The organism is Pseudomonas sp. G3-39, from assembly GCF_054790485.1.
Genome location: NZ_CP186497.1, coordinates 289,239 through 308,024 on the forward strand (window position 1 = coordinate 289,239; position 18,786 = coordinate 308,024).

The 18,786-nt window shown below is 61.1% G+C and carries 15 protein-coding genes and 1 pseudogene; 11 read left to right on the forward strand and 5 right to left on the reverse strand.

The features are described from left to right. Nucleotides 1-230 precede the first annotated feature (230 nt). From ACOYXG_RS01340 to ACOYXG_RS01355, 4 genes are all read left to right on the forward strand, one after another. Entirely contained in the window at nt 231-3,827 is a 3,597-nt protein-coding gene (locus ACOYXG_RS01340; RefSeq protein ID WP_460355497.1) for a DUF2339 domain-containing protein, read from the forward strand. After that, a complete protein-coding gene (locus tag ACOYXG_RS01345) occupies nt 3,824-5,188 on the forward strand; it encodes a DUF3999 domain-containing protein (protein ID WP_460355499.1) in 1,365 nt (454 codons plus the stop codon). The genes ACOYXG_RS01340 and ACOYXG_RS01345 overlap by 4 nt, the downstream gene beginning before the upstream one ends. Nucleotides 5,189-5,517: 329 nt before the next feature. Beyond that, the gene (locus ACOYXG_RS01350) at nt 5,518-6,528 is read left to right on the forward strand and encodes a class 1 fructose-bisphosphatase (protein ID WP_007961744.1); all 1,011 of its coding nucleotides are present in this window, start codon (nt 5,518-5,520) and stop codon (nt 6,526-6,528) included. Between the two features lie 3 nt (nt 6,529-6,531). Then, a complete protein-coding gene (locus ACOYXG_RS01355) occupies nt 6,532-7,134 on the forward strand; it encodes a DUF924 family protein (RefSeq protein WP_336838172.1) in 603 nt (200 codons plus the stop codon). A gap of 1 nt (nt 7,135) precedes the next feature. Here the strand turns inward: ACOYXG_RS01355 and ACOYXG_RS01360 are convergent, their stop codons facing one another. The 4 genes and pseudogenes from ACOYXG_RS01360 to ACOYXG_RS01375 form a co-directional block, all read right to left on the reverse strand. Further along, entirely contained in the window at nt 7,136-7,468 is a 333-nt protein-coding gene (locus ACOYXG_RS01360; RefSeq protein WP_460355503.1) for a type II toxin-antitoxin system RelE/ParE family toxin, read from the reverse strand. Beyond that, entirely contained in the window at nt 7,465-7,737 is a 273-nt protein-coding gene (locus ACOYXG_RS01365) for a type II toxin-antitoxin system Phd/YefM family antitoxin (RefSeq protein ID WP_027611275.1), read from the reverse strand. The genes ACOYXG_RS01360 and ACOYXG_RS01365 overlap by 4 nt, the downstream gene beginning before the upstream one ends. Before the next feature lie 204 nt (nt 7,738-7,941). Further along, the gene (locus ACOYXG_RS01370; protein ID WP_371260421.1) at nt 7,942-8,706 is read right to left on the reverse strand and encodes a methyl-accepting chemotaxis protein; all 765 of its coding nucleotides are present in this window, start codon (nt 8,704-8,706) and stop codon (nt 7,942-7,944) included. 93 nt (nt 8,707-8,799) lie between these two features. Further along, nucleotides 8,800-9,834, reverse strand: a pseudogene (locus ACOYXG_RS01375) (cache domain-containing sensor histidine kinase); the annotation flags it as partial. Nucleotides 9,835-10,116: 282 nt separating this feature from the next. Between ACOYXG_RS01375 and ACOYXG_RS01380 the strand changes: the two are divergent. Beyond that, nucleotides 10,117-10,371, forward strand: coding sequence for a hypothetical protein (locus tag ACOYXG_RS01380; protein WP_003220802.1), 255 nt, complete (start codon nt 10,117-10,119; stop codon nt 10,369-10,371). A gap of 31 nt (nt 10,372-10,402) precedes the next feature. Next, the gene (locus tag ACOYXG_RS01385; RefSeq protein WP_096794672.1) at nt 10,403-10,972 is read left to right on the forward strand and encodes a lipocalin family protein; all 570 of its coding nucleotides are present in this window, start codon (nt 10,403-10,405) and stop codon (nt 10,970-10,972) included. Nucleotides 10,973-11,092: 120 nt separating this feature from the next. On the opposite strand, the gene ACOYXG_RS01390 is transcribed toward ACOYXG_RS01385, so the two are convergent. Then, nucleotides 11,093-12,457 carry a formimidoylglutamate deiminase gene (locus ACOYXG_RS01390; RefSeq protein ID WP_460355508.1) on the reverse strand — a complete coding sequence of 455 codons (1,365 nt, stop codon included), beginning with the start codon at nt 12,455-12,457 and terminating at the stop codon, nt 11,093-11,095. 146 nt (nt 12,458-12,603) lie between these two features. Here ACOYXG_RS01390 and hutC point away from each other — a divergent pair, with 146 nt between their 5' ends. The 5 genes from hutC (at nt 12,604) to ACOYXG_RS01415 (ending at nt 18,721) form a co-directional block, all read left to right on the forward strand. After that, entirely contained in the window at nt 12,604-13,314 is a 711-nt protein-coding gene (gene hutC / locus ACOYXG_RS01395; RefSeq protein ID WP_162803449.1) for a histidine utilization repressor, read from the forward strand. Further along, nucleotides 13,311-13,880 (forward strand): HutD/Ves family protein, encoded by a 570-nt coding sequence (locus ACOYXG_RS01400; RefSeq protein ID WP_096794674.1) that lies wholly within the window; start codon nt 13,311-13,313, stop codon nt 13,878-13,880. Before hutC ends, ACOYXG_RS01400 begins: the two co-directional genes overlap by 4 nt. Before the next feature lie 458 nt (nt 13,881-14,338). Beyond that, nucleotides 14,339-16,036, forward strand: coding sequence for a urocanate hydratase (gene hutU / locus ACOYXG_RS01405; protein ID WP_027611281.1), 1,698 nt, complete (start codon nt 14,339-14,341; stop codon nt 16,034-16,036). A 174-nt stretch (nt 16,037-16,210) separates the two neighbouring features. Then, nucleotides 16,211-17,683, forward strand: a complete 1,473-nt coding sequence (locus tag ACOYXG_RS01410) for a purine-cytosine permease family protein (RefSeq protein ID WP_027611282.1) — start codon at nt 16,211-16,213, stop codon at nt 17,681-17,683. A 69-nt stretch (nt 17,684-17,752) separates the two neighbouring features. Next, nucleotides 17,753-18,721 carry an ABC transporter substrate-binding protein gene (locus ACOYXG_RS01415; protein ID WP_027611283.1) on the forward strand — a complete coding sequence of 323 codons (969 nt, stop codon included), beginning with the start codon at nt 17,753-17,755 and terminating at the stop codon, nt 18,719-18,721. Nucleotides 18,722-18,786 lie beyond the last annotated feature (65 nt).

Below are 18,786 nucleotides of genomic sequence, written 5' to 3' on the forward strand. Positions count from 1 at the left end.
CCCAACGATTGTTGGGCCGGATCGATATACTGAGCGCCGGTTACCGGGCTGTTCAGTCACCACTGATCCAATGTAGGAGTGAGCCTGCTCGCGATAGCGCCGTCACATTCAACAGCTTCGTTGACTGACAAATCGCTATCGCGAGCAGGCTCACTCCTACAAGGGTTTGTGCCTAGACTGAAGCAACTGTCGGGATTGCCCCGCCTTGGGGCTGCTTAGGGATATCGACCATGCAATGGATGTTCATGTTGATCGGGCTGCTGCTCGGCTGGCTGCTCGATGAGTCGTTCAGTGCTGCGCTGCTTGGTGCACTGCTCGGGCTGGCGATCGGGCAAACGCTGCGCATCGCCCGTCTTGGCTCGCAGGCCACCGACCAACAGCGTCAACTGGAACAGGCCAAGGTCGCCCTGCAAGCCGTCGAGCAGCGTCTGTTTCTGCTTGAAGATGCCAGCGTGCGCACCACACCGCCGAGCGTGGCGCCGATGCCGGACGCCATCGTTGAGCCGATCATCGTCGCCGAACAATCATCCTCCCCCACGCCGGATCTGGTCTGGGAACTGCCGCCCGAACTAGAACCGATCTCTGCCGTTGCCAGCGAAACCAGCCAGCCGCTGCCGGCGGATGTCTGGCGTCTGGATGCTGTTACCGACGAGCCAGCAGCGCCGGCACAGCCTGCCGAACCTCGTGGCCCGAACCTGATCGAGCGTGGCATCAGCGCTGCGCGTGACTGGCTGTTCGGTGGCAACACCGTGCTGCGGGTTGGTGTGGTGCTGCTGTTTTTCGGTCTGGCGTTCCTGCTGCGCTACGCCACCGAGGGCATGGTGGTGCCGATCGAACTGCGTTATGCCGGCGTCGCGGCGGCGGCGTTGGCCCTGCTGGCACTGGGCTGGTGGCTGCGTACGCGCAACAGCAGTTATGCGCTGATTCTGCAGGGCACCGGGATCGCGGTGCTGTACCTGACGGTGTTTGCGGCGATGCGTCTGCATCCGTTGCTCGATCCGTCCGCCGCGCTGGGGTTGCTGGTGGCGGTCACGGTGTTCTCGGCGATTCTCGCCATCACCCAGGATGCTCTTGGACTGGCCGCCGCCGCTGCGCTCGGCGGTTTCGCCGCGCCGATCCTGACCTCGACCGGGGAGGGAAACCATGTCGCGCTGTTCAGCTATTTCGCCTTGCTCAACGCCGGCATTCTCGCCATTGCGTGGTTCAAGGCCTGGCGCCTGCTTAACCTGATCGGGTTCGTCGGCACGTTCGGTATCGGCTTCGCCTGGGGCCTGCGTTCGTATGCGCCTGAGTTGCTGTGGAGTACCGAACCGTTCCTGATCCTGTTCTTCCTGATGTATCTGGGCATCGGCCTGTTGTTTGCCCGGCGCAAGTTGCTCGACATACCCGATGCGCCGGCGGACGGCGATCGCGAGGCGCTGCTGCACTGGTCGGCGCGCAAGGGCGATTACGTCGACGGCACGATGCTGTTCGGCCCGCCCATCGTGGGCTTCGGTCTGCAGTTTGCGCTGGTGCAGCACCTGGAGTTCGCCGCTGCGTTCAGCGCACTCGCACTGGGCGTGATCTACATGGGCCTGGCCCGTATGTTGATGGGCGGCCGCGCATTGCTGCTCGGTGAAACCTGTCTGGCGCTGGGGGTGATTTTCGCCAGTCTGGCGATCCCGCTGGGCCTCGATGCGCGCTGGACTTCGGCGGCGTGGGCAGTGGAGGGCGCGGGGATTTTCTGGCTCGGCCTGCGTCAGCAGCGGCCGTTCGCCCGAGCGTTTGCCCTGCTGCTGCAACTGGGGTCGGCGCTGGCCTTTCTCAGTCAGTTGCGGGTTGGCGAAAGCAGCCTGCTCGACGGCGCACCGCTGGGGGCGTTGATGCTCGGCATCGCGCTGCTGTTCAGTTTCCATCAATTGCGCAAAGCCACGGCGGAACAGGCTTCGCCATGGGAGCGCCAGGGTTTGCCGGTGCTGGCGGCGCTGGGCCTGACGTTCCTGTATTTGCTGGCGCCGTTGTTTTTCTTTGTTCAGCTGACAGCGATCAGTTGGGCCTTGGCCGGATTGGTGACCTTGTTCGTCGGCCTGCGCCTGCAATCGCGCACGTTCCTGTTCACCGCGTTCGCCGTGCAGTTGCTCGGCGGTGCGTTGTTCCTGTTGCGCCTGCAAGGTGCAGGTGAGGATTCGGCGGCCGTGTTCAGCGCCGGGTGGAGCGGTTTGCTCAGCGCATCGGTGATCGGTGTGGCGTTGATCGGCGGGATGCTGCTGGCGGCGCGCGACGAGATGGTGCGCGGCGATGTGCGGCTGCTGCGCGGGTTGTCGGTGGTGTTGCTGGCGGGGTTGGTGCTGATCAATCTGGCGGTGCTGTTCGTGCTGCCGTGGCAAACCGCGAGTGCGGTGTGGGCGGCGAGCGGTCTGTTGATCATCTGGCTGAGCCTGTACCTCAAGCAGCGCGTGAGTTTTGTCTTTGGGCTGTTGTTGCAGTTGATCGGTGGCGCGGCGTTCTTGTTGGCCGGCCCCGAGTTGCTCGGGCCGCTGTCCAGCGAAGGTCTGCGGCCGTTGGCCCATGGCGGCTTCTGGACGCCGCTGATACTGGGGCTGGCCGCGCTGGTCGGTGCCTGGCGTCTGCAACTGGGCAATCACGCCTCGGCCTTCGATGCGCTGAGTTTGCAACGCCTGTCCGAAGTGCTGCTGGTGTGGGGCGCCGGTTGGTGGGCGTTGGCGTGGGTCAGTGAGGTGCTGCGTTTTGCGCCGCTGAATCTGCAGGCGACGCTGTTGCTGCTGATTGCCGCGCTGAGTGTGGCGCTGTGGACATTGTTGGCGCTGCGCCTGAAATGGCCGGCGCTGGGCCTGCTCTGCACCTTGCTGATCCCGGCGGCGGGGCTGGTGCTGCTGGCGGCGTGGCATGCGCGTTATCACCCAGCGGCGAATTTCGGTTGGCTGGCGTGGGTATTGGTGTTCGCCGTGCATTTCTTCAGCCTGCGGCGTCTGGCGCCGATGCTGCCGGCTCAGGCCTTGAGCACTGCGCATGTGCTGGGTTGCTGGCTGCTGATCGGCGTACTGGCGCTGGAGCTGCGCTACGGTCTGCTGCTGTTGTCCGAGCAATACAACGCCTGGCGCTGGCTGGGCTGGGCGATCCTGCCGAGCCTGTATCTGCTGTTGGCGGCGGCTCCGCGCAGCTGGCCATGGCCGGTGGCGGCATTCCCGCGGGAATATCGTTTGTATGCCGCCGCGCCGCTGGCAGTGCTGATGCTGGCGTGGTTCTGGCTGGCCAACGGCTTCAGCGACGGCAATGCCGAACCGCTGCCGTACGTGCCGCTGATCAACCCGCTGGAATTGGGCCTGCTGTTCGCCCTGTTCGGGGTGTACGTGTGGTCGCGCCATGCGGTGACGCAGTTTGCCCTGCGCAAGGATTACGCCGAGTACGCCACGCAACTGGTCGCCGGGGTTTCGCTGTTCGCCTTCTGTACCGCGCTGGTGACCCGCGCTGCGCACCATTGGGCGGGTATTCCGTTCGAGCTGGATCTGCTGCTCGAATCGATGCTGGTGCAGGCCGGGTTGTCCATCGTCTGGACCCTGATGGCGTTGGGGCTGATGATCGGCGGACACCTGCGTCACCGGCGCGAAGTGTGGCTGATCGGCGCGGCGTTGATTGCGCTGGTGGTGGCCAAACTGATTTTTGTCGAATTGAGCAACCGTGGCGGACTGGCCCGGATCGTCTCGTTTATCGGCGTCGGCGTGTTGCTGCTGGTGGTGGGCTATTTCGCACCGCTGCCACCGAAACGTGTCGAAGCCGAACCGGTGGCGGACAAACCCGTGCCGGATACCGAAGGAGTTTCATCTTGAGTCGCATGCTGAATCTGGGGTGGTTGGCGTTGGGCGTGGTGATGGCTGCTGGCGCGCAGGAAAAACCGGCGGACTTCGCCACGCAGGTGCCGCTGACGGTGAGTGGCAACGGCCCGTGGTATCGCCTCGACCTGCCGCTGAGCGCACAATTGCAGGCCCGCCAGACCGATCTCAGCGACCTGCGCGTATTCAACGCCGCCGGCGAACCGCAGGCCTATGCCCTGGCCCGGGAATCGGCGCAGACCCGCGACGACGGTCAGTTGCATGAGGTGAAGTGGTTCCCGCTGTACAACGCCGCCGACGCCAGCGAGCGGGCGCCGAACGTGCGCGTGCAATCGACCACCACCGGCACGCTGGTGGAAGTGCAACCGTCGACGCAACTGGAGGCCGGTGAAGAAGTGCTGCGCGGCTGGCTGCTCGATGCCAGTGCGATCAAGGCGCCGCTGCAGCAACTGATCCTCGACTGGACCAGCGAGCGCGACGGTTTCCAGCGTTTCAGCATCGAGGCCAGTGATGACCTGCAGCACTGGCAGGCGTGGGGCGAGGGGCAGGTGGCGCGGCTGACCTTTTCCGACGAGCGCATCGAGCAGCATGAGGTGGCGCTGCCGGGGCAATCTGCGCGCTATCTGCGCCTGTTGTGGGATGCGCCAACCTCGGCGCCAATCCTCACGTCCGCTCAACTGAAAAGCAGCGATCCGCGTAACGTGCCGCTGCCGTTGGTCTGGTCGCAAGCGCTGGCGGGCAGTAGCACCAAGCCCGGCGAGTACGCATGGCAATTGCCGATGGGGCTGAATGTCGAGCGGGTGCAGGTCGAGCTGAAACAGCCGAACAGTCTGGCGCCGGTGACGCTCGCGGGCCGCCGCGAAAGCAGCCTGCCGTGGCAGACGTTGAGCAACGGTTTGCTGTATCGCCTGACCCAGAACGGTCAGGACGTGGTGCAAAACGAATTGCAGTTGTACGGGCAGACTGTGCAGCAGCTGAAACTGAGCGTGGATGAGCGTGGCGGCGGTCTGGGTGAACAGGCACCGAGCCTGAAATACGCGGTGCGGGCGACGCAGGTGATTTTCCTCGCACGGGGTGACGGGCCTTACAGCCTGGCGCTGGGCAATCCGACGGTGAAAACCGCGAACCTGCCGCTGAGTACGCTGATTCCGGATTTCAAACCGGAAAAACTCGCGACGCTGGGCAAGGCCTCGGTGCAGGGTGAGGTGGTTGCCACTCAGGCTGCGCCGGCGACTACGGCGGCAGTAGCCGAGACCAACTGGAAGAAAATCGGCCTGTGGGCGGTGTTGCTGGTGAGTGTGGTGTTCCTCGGGGCGATGGCGGCGAGTCTGTTGCGCAAGCCACCAACCAATTCCTGAGCATGGCTGGCGCTGCGGGCCATTCGCGAGCAGGCTCGCTCCCACAGTTGACCGAGTAGCCTCGATGGACGCGATCAATGTGGGAGCGGGCTTGCTCGCGAAGGCGGCTGATCGGCCAACGAGAATTTCAGATCGGCCGCGGTTGCGCACGCACCACCCGTCCCGTTTCGAACTACGCTCAATCCGGTACCTGAACTCTCTCGACCCGATCACGTCTGATACAAGCAATTGCGCCCCAATGCACGTTACCGGGCGTCATCGCTCGCTACGTTTTCAGACTCCCTGTAAACTGCGCGGGTTTTTAGCCCCCCATTCCACCGGAGCCGTCCATGTCCCGCGTTACCCTGAGTCGCTATTTGATTGAGCAGACCCGCAGCAATAACACTCCTGCCGATCTGCGCTTCCTGATCGAAGTGGTGGCGCGTGCCTGCAAAGAGATCAGCCACGCCGTGTCCAAAGGCGCCCTGGGTGGTGTTCTGGGCAGCATGGGCACTGAAAACGTCCAAGGCGAAGTGCAGAAGAAGCTCGACGTGCTGTCGAACGAGATCCTGCTCGAAGCCAACGAATGGGGCGGTCACCTGGCCGGCATGGCGTCCGAAGAAATGGACAATGCCTACCAGATCCCGGGCAAATATCCGAAAGGCGCCTACCTGCTGGTGTTCGACCCACTGGACGGCTCGTCGAACATCGACATCAACGCTCCGGTCGGCACCATCTTCTCGGTACTGCGTTGCCCGAACGAATACCTGAGCCAGAACGAGCCGCTGAACGAAAAAGCTTTCCTGCAGCCAGGCACCCAGCAGGTTGCCGCCGGTTACGCGATCTACGGCCCGCAGACCATGCTGGTGCTGACTCTGGGCGACGGCGTCAAAGGCTTCACCCTGGACCGCGAAATGGGCAGCTTCGTACTGACCCACGAAGACATCACCATTCCTGAAACCACCCAGGAATTCGCGATCAACATGTCCAACCAGCGCCACTGGGAAGCCCCGGTACAACGCTACGTCAGCGAACTGCTGGCCGGCGAAGAAGGCCCGCTGAAGAAGAACTACAACATGCGCTGGGTCGCCGCGATGGTAGCCGACGTGCATCGCATCCTGACCCGTGGCGGTCTGTTCATGTACCCACGCGACAGCCGTGAGCCATCCAAGCCCGGCAAACTGCGTCTGATGTACGAAGCCAACCCGATGTCGTTCCTGGTGGAACAGGCCGGCGGCGCGTCCACCGACGGTCACCAACGCATCCTCGACATTCAGCCGGAAGGCCTGCACCAGCGCGTAGCGGTGTTCCTCGGCTCGAAAGAAGAAGTCGCCCGCGCCACGGCTTACCACAAGGAATAAGCCATGACCGCGCCCTGGCAGCCGTTGCTCGATTGGTGGTTCGGACACGCCGAATCACCGGACGAGATTGCGGCTGACAAGGGCAAGTTGTGGTTCGGCAAGAAAGACAGCCAAGACCTCGAAGCGCGTGAGCGTTTCGGGGTCTTTGTCGATCAGGCCCTCGCTGGCGAATTGGCCGAATGGACGCAACGTCCCGAAGGTTGGCTGGCCGTGGTGCTGCTGCTCGATCAACTGCCGCGAATGATTTTTCGCGACTCTCCCAAAGCTTTTTCCGGTGATCTGCGCGCGCAAAAACTCGTCGCCCAAGGCATTGCAGCGGACTTCGACCGGCAACTGAAGCCGATTCAGCGGGTATTCATTTATCTGGTGTTCGAACACTGCGAAAACCTCGCGGTGCAGAACGAAGCCGTTTCGCGTTTTATCGATCTGGTAGCTGAACAGCCGGAAGCCGAGCGGACGGTGTTTGCCGACAATCTGGACTATGCCGAGCGGCATCGTAAAGTGATTGCACGGTTTGGACGGTTTCCGCATCGCAATGCGGTGTTGGGGCGGGAGTCTACGGCGGAGGAGTTGGCGTTTCTCAGTCAGCCTGGGTCACGGTTCTAAATCAAGGGTTGCGTCGTAGAAGGCGTTTCATCAACAGCGTCGGCAGGCTTTTTCGCGTATCGACAATGATATGGATGAAAACTGTTTTTTCCCGCACCTCATAAATAATCCGGTTCATTCCCAAAACAATCTGGCGATATTGGCCGAGATTGAGCTTATCGATTTCTTCGGGAACCGGTCCTGAGTAAGGCAGATCTGCGAGACCAAGAATCGCAGTCTTTAAATCGGCATAAGTGCTTTGCCAAATATGGGTTGAAAACTGTCTGACGAGGTAGGTACGGAGTTCTTTGAGATCTGTTTGTGCGGACTGAAGAATAACGACCTTCAAACTCATTGATGATCGGCCTTATCCAGTTCGGCAAAGACATCTTCAGCAGCACTGAACTTGCCTTCCTCGATCTCCCGATTACCCATCGCCAACAGTTTCAGCAAGGCCATCGTGTCTTCTTGCTCTTCAAAGCTTTTCACATCCATAACCACTAGCTTGGCTTCACCATTTTGGGTGATGACCAATGGCTCACGGCTTTCAGTGATCGTCTTGACGATTTCCGCTGTATGACTTTTGAGGTAGCTGATCGGTTTGATTTGCGATGAAAGCTTCATGGTTGAGTCTCGCCAAATTGAACAGGACTGAGTTTAGTCTTAATTCAGTCCAGCGTCATTGCGAGCTGACCAGCGTATTTCAACTCAAAATTCAATCGTCGCTAACGCCGTCATCGCCAGCAGGCTGCCTCCCAAAGGGGATCTGTGTCGTTCACAAAAACCTGTGGGAGCGGGCTTGCTCGCGAAGACGCCAGTGGCCGCGCCTTAGATCCTGAAGCTGCCTACCAGCTGCTTCAACCGCGCCGCCTGCTGCTCCAGATCCGAACAAGCGCGCAAGGTTGCCTGCAGGTTCTCGACACCTTCCTGGTTCAGCGTGTTGATCTCGTTGATGTCGACGTTGATCGATTCGACCACAGCCGTCTGTTCCTCAGTCGCGGTAGCCACCGACTGGTTCATGCCGTCGATCTCGCCGATGCGCTGGGTCACGCTGCCCAGGCGTTCGCCGGCCTGGTTGGCGATGCCGACGCTGCTTTCGCTCTCGCGCTGGCTCTCGGTCATGATGCTCACTGCCTGACGCGCGCCGACTTGCAGTTCTTCGATCATCTTCTGTACTTGCTGCGCCGAATCCTGGGTGCGGTGGGCGAGGTTGCGCACCTCGTCAGCGACCACGGCGAAACCACGGCCAGCCTCACCGGCGCGGGCCGCTTCGATGGCAGCGTTTAGCGCCAGCAGGTTGGTCTGCTGCGAGATGCTGGTGATCACTTCCAGAATCTGCCCGATGTTCACCGTGTTGCTGTTGAGGGTTTCGATGTTGCCGCAGGAGTCGCTGATTTTTGCCGACAGCTGCTGCATCGCGTGGATGGTTTTATCCACAACCTGCTGGCCGTCGACCGCCAGGCTGCGCGCATCGCTGGAGTGTTGCGAGGCGAGGGCGGCGTTCTGAGCGATTTCCTGAGCGGCGGCGCCGAGCTGGTTGATCGCCGCGGCCACGCTGTTGGTGCGACTGGCCTGCTGGTCGGAGTTGTACATCGACGAGTTCGACGCGGCAACCACGCGCAGGGCGACTTCGTTAACCTGGCCGGTGGCCGAGGACACCTCGCGGATCGAAGTGTGAATACGTTCGACGAAGCGGTTGAACGACAGACCCAGCGCGCCAAATTCGTCGTGGCCGTGGATCACCAGGCGTTTGGTCAGGTCGCCTTCACCTTCGGCGATGTCGTGCATGGCGCGGCCCATGGTCAGCAGTGGCTGCATCAGCACTCGGATCAGCATGCCGAGCAGGGCGATGATGATCACCACCGCGATCACCATGGCGATCAGCGCCGAGGTGCGGAATTCGCTGAGCATCGAGAACGCGGTGTCTTTGTCCAGCACCAGCGCCACGTACCAGTCGGCCGATGGCACGCCGTTAACGCGGGTGAACGAGATCAGTTGAGTCTTGCCGTCGAATTCGACTTCTTTCAGGCCCGGGCTGACTTTCGGTGCGCCGTTTGGATAAGCCTCGGCGAGGGTTTTCAGAACCAGTTTGCTGTCCGGGTGAATCAGAATCTTGCCATCGGCGCTGACGATGAACGCATGGCCGTGGCCACCAAAGTTGAGCGAGTTGATGATCGCGCTGACGCTGGTCAGGTCGATGTCCGCGCCGGCCACACCGATCATCTGACCCTGACGCTGCACCGGGGTGGCGACGGTGATCACCAGTTTGCCCGACGAGGCGGCGATGTAGGGTTCGGTGACGATGGTCTGTTGGGCGCTGTTGGCTGCCTTGTACCAGCCTCGGGCGCGCGGGTCGTAGTCCGGCGCGCGATTGCCGGCGGGTACCGAGAACATCACACCGTCAGCGCCGCCGAAGTAGCTGAGCTGGAAATTGCCGGTGTAGGCGGGCAGGTCGATGATGCGCTTGAGGCTGGCCGGGGCGCTGCCGTCGGCGGCGACCTGCTGCGACAGCGATTGCAGCAACTGGATGCGGCTTTCCAGCCAGGTCTGGATGTTGCTGGTGGTCAGGCTGCCCAGTTCCTGCATCGAGGCTTCGGTGCTGCTGCTCAGGGCTTCGCGTTGTCGATAGTCGTTGAACAAAATGAAACAGGCGAACGCAACGGCCACCACGAGGGCGGCAGCCAACAAGATCTTGTGGCTGAATTTCATGTTTCTGGTCATCGAATGAACTACCGCGAAGGGGCTGGTCGAGAAAGGGCGGCAATTTGCCACACTCGGGGGCTTTGCGCTGCTCTTATTTCGACCGCCGCGCGCCAAAGATTAGGCGTCTTTGATGAAATGCGACGAAATGCTCAATAGCCGCACAAAGTGTCTGATTTACCGGTAAATGCCAGACGAGCGGAGCGATAAATAGCCCTTTCTGAAGGGAACCAGATGAGGGTTTTCTCTTCTAAGCTTCTGGTTGGCACCATGCCATCCCCCTTCCGCTCCAGGAGTTACTTCATGTCGCTGCGATCTATCGCCCTTCTGACTTTTTGCGTGCTGTTGGCCGCGTGCAGCAAGGTCAATCAGGAAAACTATTCCAAGCTTTCGGCCGGCATGGCCAAGGCCGAGGTTGAGACGCTGCTCGGCAAACCCACCGACTGTTCGGGCGCGCTCGGCATGTCCAGTTGCACCTGGGGCGATAAAAACAGCTTTATCAGCGTGCAGTACGCCGGTGACAAAGTGCTGATGTTTTCCGGTCAAGGCCTGAAGTAAACCGGGGCTATGCGCCCACGGGAGAAAAATAATGAAGCGGTTATTGTTCGTCCTTTTTGCCGGCCTGGTACTGGCCGGCTGCGCCACCCACGGTGAAGATCCGCTGGCGCCCAAGACGGCTCACAGTGTCAATCTCAAGCGTTATCAGGGCACCTGGTATGAACTGGCGCGCCTGCCGATGTACTTCCAGCGCAACTGCGCGCAGTCCGAAGCCCACTACTCGCTCAGACCCGATGGCAATGTCGATGTGCTCAATCGCTGCCTGACCTCCGACTGGCAGTGGGAAGAAGCCAAAGGCAAGGCTTATCCACAGGTGCCGGGCAAGACCGACAAGTTGTGGGTCGAGTTCGATACCTGGTTCTCGCGCTTGATTCCGGGTGTGGCGAAAGGCGAATACTGGGTGTTGTACGTCAGCGACGACTACAAGACCGCCATCGTCGGCGACCCGAGTCGCAAGTACATGTGGTTGCTGTCGCGCACGCCAACGGTCAATGGCGTAGTGCGCGAGGAGTTGCTGAGCAAGGCGCGGCAGCAGGGTTACGACACCACGCGACTGATCTGGCGGGCGTCGGATCGGCAGATGGCCAAGACTTCGAACTAAAGGTCACCACAAATCAAATGTGGGAGCGAGCCTGCTCGCGAAGAGGGCGTGTCAGTTAACAAAAATGTTGCTGATACACCGCTTTCGCGAGCAGGCTCGCTCCCACATTTTTGTTTTGTGTCAGCCTAAAAGTTCGCGCAGAACCTGGGTGAAGGCGCGTGCGCTTTCCTCTTCGCCCGCGTGCCGTCCATCGCGCACCACCCACTGACCATTGACCAGCACATCGCGCACCTGGCGATCGCCGCCAGCGAACAGCCAGCGATTCAAAATCCCGTCACCACTGGCCGTGGCCAGATACGGATCATTGCCATCGAGCACGATCCAGTCGGCACGTTTGCCGACTTGCAGCGCACCAATCGGCTGTCCCAAAGCCTGGGCACCGCCGTCCAGCGCCGCGTCATACAGCGTGCGCCCAACCATCGGCTGATCCGCGCCATACAACCGGTTACGCCGCTGATCGCGCAGACGCTGGCCGTATTCCAGCCAGCGCAATTCCTCGACCACGCTGAGCGACACATGGCTGTCGGAACCGATGCCCATGCGCCCGCCCTGAGCGAGGAAATCCACCGCCGGGAAAATCCCGTCGCCCAGATTCGCTTCGGTGGTCAGGCACAGCCCGGCGATGGCGCGACTTTTGGCCATCAGCGTGACTTCTTCCGGGTTGGCGTGGGTCGCGTGAACCAGGCACCAGCGCTGATCGACCTCGGTGTTTTCGTAGAGCCATTGCAGCGGACGGCGACCGCTCCAGCTCAGACAGTCATCGACTTCCTTCTGCTGTTCGGCGATGTGGATGTGCACCGGGCACTGCTTGTCGCTCGCCGCCAGCACTTCGCTGATCTGTTGCGGGGTGACCGCGCGCAATGAGTGGAAGCACAGCCCCAGCGATTGCGCTTTTTGCTGAGCCAGCAGCGGCTGCAGGCGCGCTTGCAGGTTCAGATAGTTTTCGGTGCTGTTGATAAAGCGGCGCTGCCCGTCATTGGGCGTTTGGCCGCCGAACCCGGAATGGCTGTACAGCACCGGCAACAGAGTCAGACCGATACCGCTTTCGCTCGCTGCCTGACTGATGCGCAGTGCCAACTCGGCCGGATCGGCATACGGCTGACCGTTGTTGTCGTGGTGCACATAGTGGAATTCAGCAACTGAGGTGTAACCGGCCTTGAGCATTTCGATGTACAGCTGACGGGCGATCACGCCGAGCTGCTCCGGGCTGATTTTTCCGACGAGGCGATACATCAGGTCACGCCAGGTCCAGAAACTGTCGTTGGGATTACCGGCTACTTCGGCCAGCCCGGCCATCGCGCGCTGGAAGGCGTGGGAGTGCAGATTGGGCATGCCCGGCAGCAGCGGACCGCTCAGCCGTTCGGCGCCGTCTGCGGTGGAATCGGCCAGGATTTGGGTCAACACGCCATCGGCATTGACCTCAAGACGTACATTATTGGCCCATCCGTTAGGCAGCAGCGCGCGTTCGGCAAAGAAAGCGGACATGGTTCAGCACCCCATCGTGTGTTATTTGTATATACATATACAGACGTTTGCCTGCCCGGTAAACTCCGGCAAGCTAGCAACCTTCATCCAATGAACAGGGATCAACCGTGCCGACTCCGCCTCCAGTCTCCCCGTTGGCCGCGAACATGGGCGACAGTCCGGCGCCCTTGTACGCCCGCGTCAAACAGATGATCACCCAGCAGATCGACAGCGGTAACTGGCCACCGCATTACCGCGTACCGTCGGAAAGCGAACTGGTCAGCCAGCTCGGTTTCAGCCGCATGACCATCAACCGCGCGCTGCGCGAAATGACCGCCGACGGCCTGTTGGTGCGCATGCAAGGTGTCGGTACGTTTGTCGCTGAACCGAAGAGCCAGTCCGCGTTGTTCGAAGTGCACAACATCGCTGATGAAATTGCCTCCCGTGGCCATCGCCACACCTGTCAGGTGATCACCCTCGAAGAAGAGGCCGCCGGCTCCGAGCGCGCGCTGGCACTGGACATGCGCGAAGGGCAGAAGGTGTTCCACTCGCTGATCGTGCATTACGAAAACGACATTCCTGTGCAAATCGAAGACCGCTTCGTCAACGCGCTGGTCGCCCCGGAATACCTCAAGCAGGACTTCACCTTGCAGACGCCTTACGCCTATCTCAATCAGGTCGCGCCACTGACCGAAGGCGAGCACGTCGTCGAGGCGATCCTCGCCGAGCCGTCCGAGTGCAAGTTGCTGCAGATCGAAAAAGGCGAGCCTTGCCTGCTGATCCGTCGCCGCACGTGGTCGGGGCGTCAGCCGGTGACCGCCGCGCGTTTGATTCACCCAGGTTCCCGTCATCGTCTGGAAGGACGCTTTCATAAATGAGTCAGGTAAAGGTTTTACGCGCTGAAGGCTACCCGCGCATGCCGTGGAAAAACGGCGGCGGCAGCACCGAAGAGATTACCCGTGATGCGGGTGCCGGCCTCGATGGTTTCGGCTGGCGCCTGTCGATTGCCGACATCGCCGAGTCCGGTGGTTTCTCGACCTTTGCCGGTTACCAGCGGGTGATCACGGTATTGCAGGGCGATGGCATGACCCTGTGCGTCGATGGTGATGACACGCGGCCGCTGTTACCGCTGGACCCGTTTGCCTTCAGCGGCGAAAGCCAGGTGTCCTGCACCTTGCTCGGCGGCGCGATCCGCGACTTCAACCTGATCTACGCGCCGCAGAGGTACAGCGCGCGGTTGCAGTGGCTGGATGGCGAGCAGCGGTTTTTCAGCTCGGCGACGACGGTGCTGGTGTTCAGTGTCAGTGAGCTGCTGCAAGTGCAGGTTGCTGACAACACTGCGCAACTCGGCCGCCATGATTGCCTGCAACTGGACGGTAACACCGGGCTGGTTGAAGTCGCGGTCAATGCGGGCTGCTGCGTGATTGAGCTGACCGCGCGCTGATCCAACTCTGGTAACACTCCTGTGGTGAGGGGATTTATCCCCGATGGCGGCGCAGCAGACCTTTTGGGACCGCTACGCGCTCCATCGGGGATAAATCCCCTCACCACAATTGCATTTCAATTCCTGTTTCCCTCAGCGCACCAACTTGTTACCGAACGCCCCAGCGTGGCGCAAAACCACGGGTTCGTAACGATCCTCCGCTACCTCAATTCCTCCCCGCAAAAATTTTCATCCACGCCGTAACCCTTGTCTCAGGCGCTCTGCAGCCCTGTCCGCGATTTTTCTTGTACAGCTCTTCAGCAAGTTGGCCGCTTGATTGCATATGCTTGTATGTACAAGTAAAGACGTATGCGTATAAGTCCGCAGCGTCCACTGATTCGCTTGTCGCGCATTGAGGCGTGCAGGCTGCTTGCCCATTGCCAGGGTTGGTTTGAATTGATCGCTGAGGAGTCTTTTTCGTGACTGACAATAAGCCTACAACTGCCGTTTATACAAAGAGACGTGACGTCGAAATCCGTGCATCGCGCGGCAACAAGCTGACCGCCAAGAGCTGGCTGACCGAAGCGCCGCTGCGGATGCTGATGAACAACCTCGATCCAGAAGTGGCCGAGAATCCGAAAGAGCTGGTGGTCTACGGTGGCATCGGTCGTGCCGCGCGTAACTGGGAGTGCTACGACAAGATCGTCGAGAGCCTGACCAATCTGAACGACGATGAAACCCTGCTGGTGCAGTCGGGCAAACCGGTCGGCGTGTTCAAGACTCACAGCAACGCCCCGCGCGTACTGATCGCCAACTCCAACCTGGTGCCGCACTGGGCGAGCTGGGAACACTTCAATGAGCTCGACGCCAAAGGCCTGGCCATGTACGGCCAGATGACCGCCGGCAGCTGGATCTACATCGGCAGCCAGGGCATTGTTCAGGGCACCTACGAAACCTTCGTCGAAGCCGGTCGTCAGCACTACAACGACAACCTCAAAGGCAAGTGGGTCCTGACCGCGGGTCTGGGCGGCATGGGCGGTGCTCAGCCGCTGGCCGCCACCCTGGCCGGTGCCTGCTCGCTGAATATCGAATGCCAGCAGGTGAGCATCGATTTCCGCTTGAAAAGCCGCTACGTCGACGAGCAGGCCAAAGATCTCGATGACGCCCTGGCGCGCATCGCCAAATACACCGCCGAAGGCAAGGCGATCTCCATCGCCCTGCTGGGCAACGCGGCAGAAATTCTGCCAGAACTGGTCAAGCGCGGCGTGCGCCCGGACATGGTCACCGACCAGACCAGCGCCCACGACCCACTCAACGGTTACCTGCCGGCTGGCTGGACCTGGGACGAATACCGCGCCCGCGCCAAGACCGAGCCGGCCGCTGTGATCAAAGCCGCCAAGCAGTCGATGGCTGTCCACGTCAAAGCGATGCTGGACTTCCAGAAGCAAGGCATTCCGACCTTCGACTACGGCAACAACATCCGTCAGATGGCGCAGGAAGAAGGCGTGGAAAACGCGTTCGACTTCCCGGGCTTCGTCCCTGCCTACATCCGCCCACTGTTCTGCCGTGGCATCGGCCCGTTCCGCTGGGCGGCGCTGTCGGGTGATCCGCAGGACATCTACAAAACCGACGCCAAAGTCAAAGAACTGATCCCGGACGACGCGCACCTGCACAACTGGCTGGACATGGCCCGCGAGCGCATCAGCTTTCAGGGTCTGCCGGCACGTATCTGCTGGGTCGGTCTGGGCCTGCGCGCCAAGCTCGGTCTGGCGTTCAACGAAATGGTGCGCAGCGGTGAGCTGTCAGCACCTATCGTGATCGGTCGCGACCACCTCGACTCCGGCTCCGTTGCTAGCCCGAACCGCGAAACCGAATCGATGCAGGACGGTTCCGACGCCGTGTCCGACTGGCCACTGCTCAACGCCCTGCTGAACACCGCGAGCGGCGCGACCTGGGTTTCCCTGCACCACGGCGGCGGCGTGGGCATGGGCTTCTCCCAGCACTCGGGCATGGTGATTGTCTGCGACGGTACTGACGAAGCGGCCGAGCGTATTGCGCGCGTGCTGCACAACGACCCGGCCACTGGCGTCATGCGTCACGCCGATGCCGGTTACCAGATCGCTATCGACTGCGCCAAGGAGCAGGGGCTGAACCTGCCGATGATTACCGGTAAATAAACGCAATTCTGTGGGAAATGCTTTTGGTGGGAGTGGGCTTGCTCACGAACGCGTTGGATCAGTCAGCACATGTTTCGAATGTGCCGGCCCCTTCGCGAGCAAGCCCGCTCCCACCAAAAGCCGCCCGCGCAAGACGCTCAGTGAACTCGAATAACAATCCACAGAGGTTGAATCATGGCTGTAACCCCCGATCGTGCAGGCAACAAACCGTTGATCGAAAGGCGTTCGATCGACTACATCCCGGAAGCGGAAAGACACGGTCGTCTGTTGAGCCAGTTCACCCTGTGGATGGGTGCGAATCTGCAAATCACCGCGATTGTCACCGGGGCGCTGGCCGTGGTGCTGGGCGGTGATGTGTTCTGGTCGTTGATCGGTCTGTTGATCGGTCAACTGCTGGGCGGCGGGGTGATGGCGCTGCATGCGGCGCAAGGGCCGAAACTGGGCCTGCCGCAGATGATTTCCAGCCGCGTGCAATTCGGCGTCTACGGCGCGGCGATCCCGATCGTGCTGGTGTGCCTGATGTACCTGGGCTTCACCGCCACCGGTACGGTGCTTTCCGGCCAGGCGCTGGGCCAGTTGTTTGGCGTCAGCGACACGGTTGGCATCCTGCTGTTCGCCAGCGTCATCGTGGTGGTCACGGTGCTCGGTTATCGGGTGATCCACTGGATCGGCCGGGTTGCCAGTGTCATCGGCGTGATTGCCTTCGTGTATCTGTTCAGCCGTCTGCTGAGCCAGGTGGACGTGGGCGCGCTGTTGCAGATCCGTCACTTCAGTTGGAGCAGCTTCCTGCTGGCGGTGTCGCTCGCGGCGTCCTGGCAGATCGCGTTCGGCCCTTATGTGGCTGACTATTCGCGTTACCTGCCGAGCAAGGTTTCCTCGGTGAAAACCTTCTTTGCCGCTGGCGCAGGTTCGGTCATCGGCGCGCAGGTGGCGATGGTCCTCGGCGTGTTCGCGGCAGCTTCGGCCAACGGTCAGTTTGCAGGTCACGAAGTGGCCTACATCGTCGGACTGGGCGGCACCGGTGCCACGGCGGCGCTGCTGTACTTCAGCATCGCGTTCGGCAAGGTGACCATTTCGACGCTGAACTCCTACGGCAGCTTCATGTGCATCGCCACCATCATCAGCGGCTTCCGTGGACACCTGACAGTCTCGCGCCTGCAACGGCTGGTGTTCGTGCTGGTGATCGTCGGCGCGGCAACCCTGATCGCCTTGCTCGGTCAGCACTCGTTCCTCGGTGCGTTCAAGTCGTTCATCCTGTTCCTGCTGGCGTTCTTCACGCCATGGAGCGCGATCAACCTGGTCGACTACTACTGCATCACCCGCGAGCGCTACGACGTGCCGGCGCTGGCCGATCCGAACGGTCGCTACGGGCGCTGGAACCTGCTCGGGATCAGTGTCTATGTGTTCGGCGTGCTGGTGCAACTGCCGTTCATCTCCACCAAGTTCTACACCGGCCCGCTGGTGGCCGCCCTCGGTGACGTGGATATCTCCTGGATCATCGGTCTGGTGCTGCCTGCTGCCCTCTATTACGTGTGCGCAAAAAAATGGCACGGCTCGGTGCCTGATCAACTGATTCTGCCGGTCGAGCAGAACAGCGTTGTACCACCTGAAAAAAGTGGGGCCGGGCGCGCTGCGGCGCAGGCCTGATTGGACGTGGACAGGGCTGGATGCCTCTTGACTGCCGTAAGCCAATTCATGATTAGGAGCGTCGCAACAATGAAATCGAACAAGACCCTGCTCACCACACTGTTGTCCATGGGCCTGCTGGCCAGTGCCGGTGCCACTCAGGCAGCCGGTTGGTGCGAGTCCGGTAAACCGGTGAAATTCGCCGGTCTGAACTGGGAAAGCGGCATGCTGCTGACCGACGTGCTGCAAGTGGTGCTGGAGAAAGGTTACGACTGCAAGACCGACAGCCTGCCGGGCAACTCCATCACCATGGAAAACGCCCTGAGCAGCAACGACATTCAAGTGTTCGCCGAAGAGTGGGTCGGCCGCAGCGAAGTCTGGAACAAGGCCGAGAAGGCCGGCAAAGTCGTCGGTGTCGGCGCCCCGATCGTCGGCGCTATCGAAGGCTGGTACGTGCCGCGCTACGTGATCGAAGGCGACGCCAAACGCAAGATCGAGGCAAAAGCCCCGGAGCTGAAAAACATCGCCGACCTGGGCAAGTACGCGGCTGTTTTCAAAGACGCCGAAGAGCCGTCCAAGGGCCGTTTCTACAACTGCCCGGCGGGCTGGACCTGCGAGCTGGACAACAGCGAAATGCTCAAGAGCTACGGCCTGGAAAACACCTACACCAACTTCCGCCCGGGCACCGGCCCGGCCCTGGATGCGGCGGTGCTGTCGAGCTACAAGCGTGGCGAGCCGATCCTGTTTTATTACTGGTCGCCAACCCCGCTGATGGGCCAGATCGACGCGGTCAAGCTGGAAGAAAAGCCGGGCGTCGACAAAAGCGTGAGCATCAAGGTCGGCCTGTCGAAAACCTTCCACGAGCAGGCGCCAGAGCTGGTGGCCGTGCTGGAAAAGGTCAACCTGCCGATCGACCTGCTGAACCAGAACCTGGGCCGCATGGCGAAGGAACGTATCGAGTCGCCAAAACTGGCGAAAATCTTCCTCAAGGAACATCCTGAGGTCTGGCACGCGTGGGTCAGTGACGACGCAGCCAAGAAAATCGACGCGGCGCTGTAGGTCGATACCTCCCGGTCAACCGTGAGGCTGGCCGGGAGATATGCCGTAAATCGCTTGATTGAGAT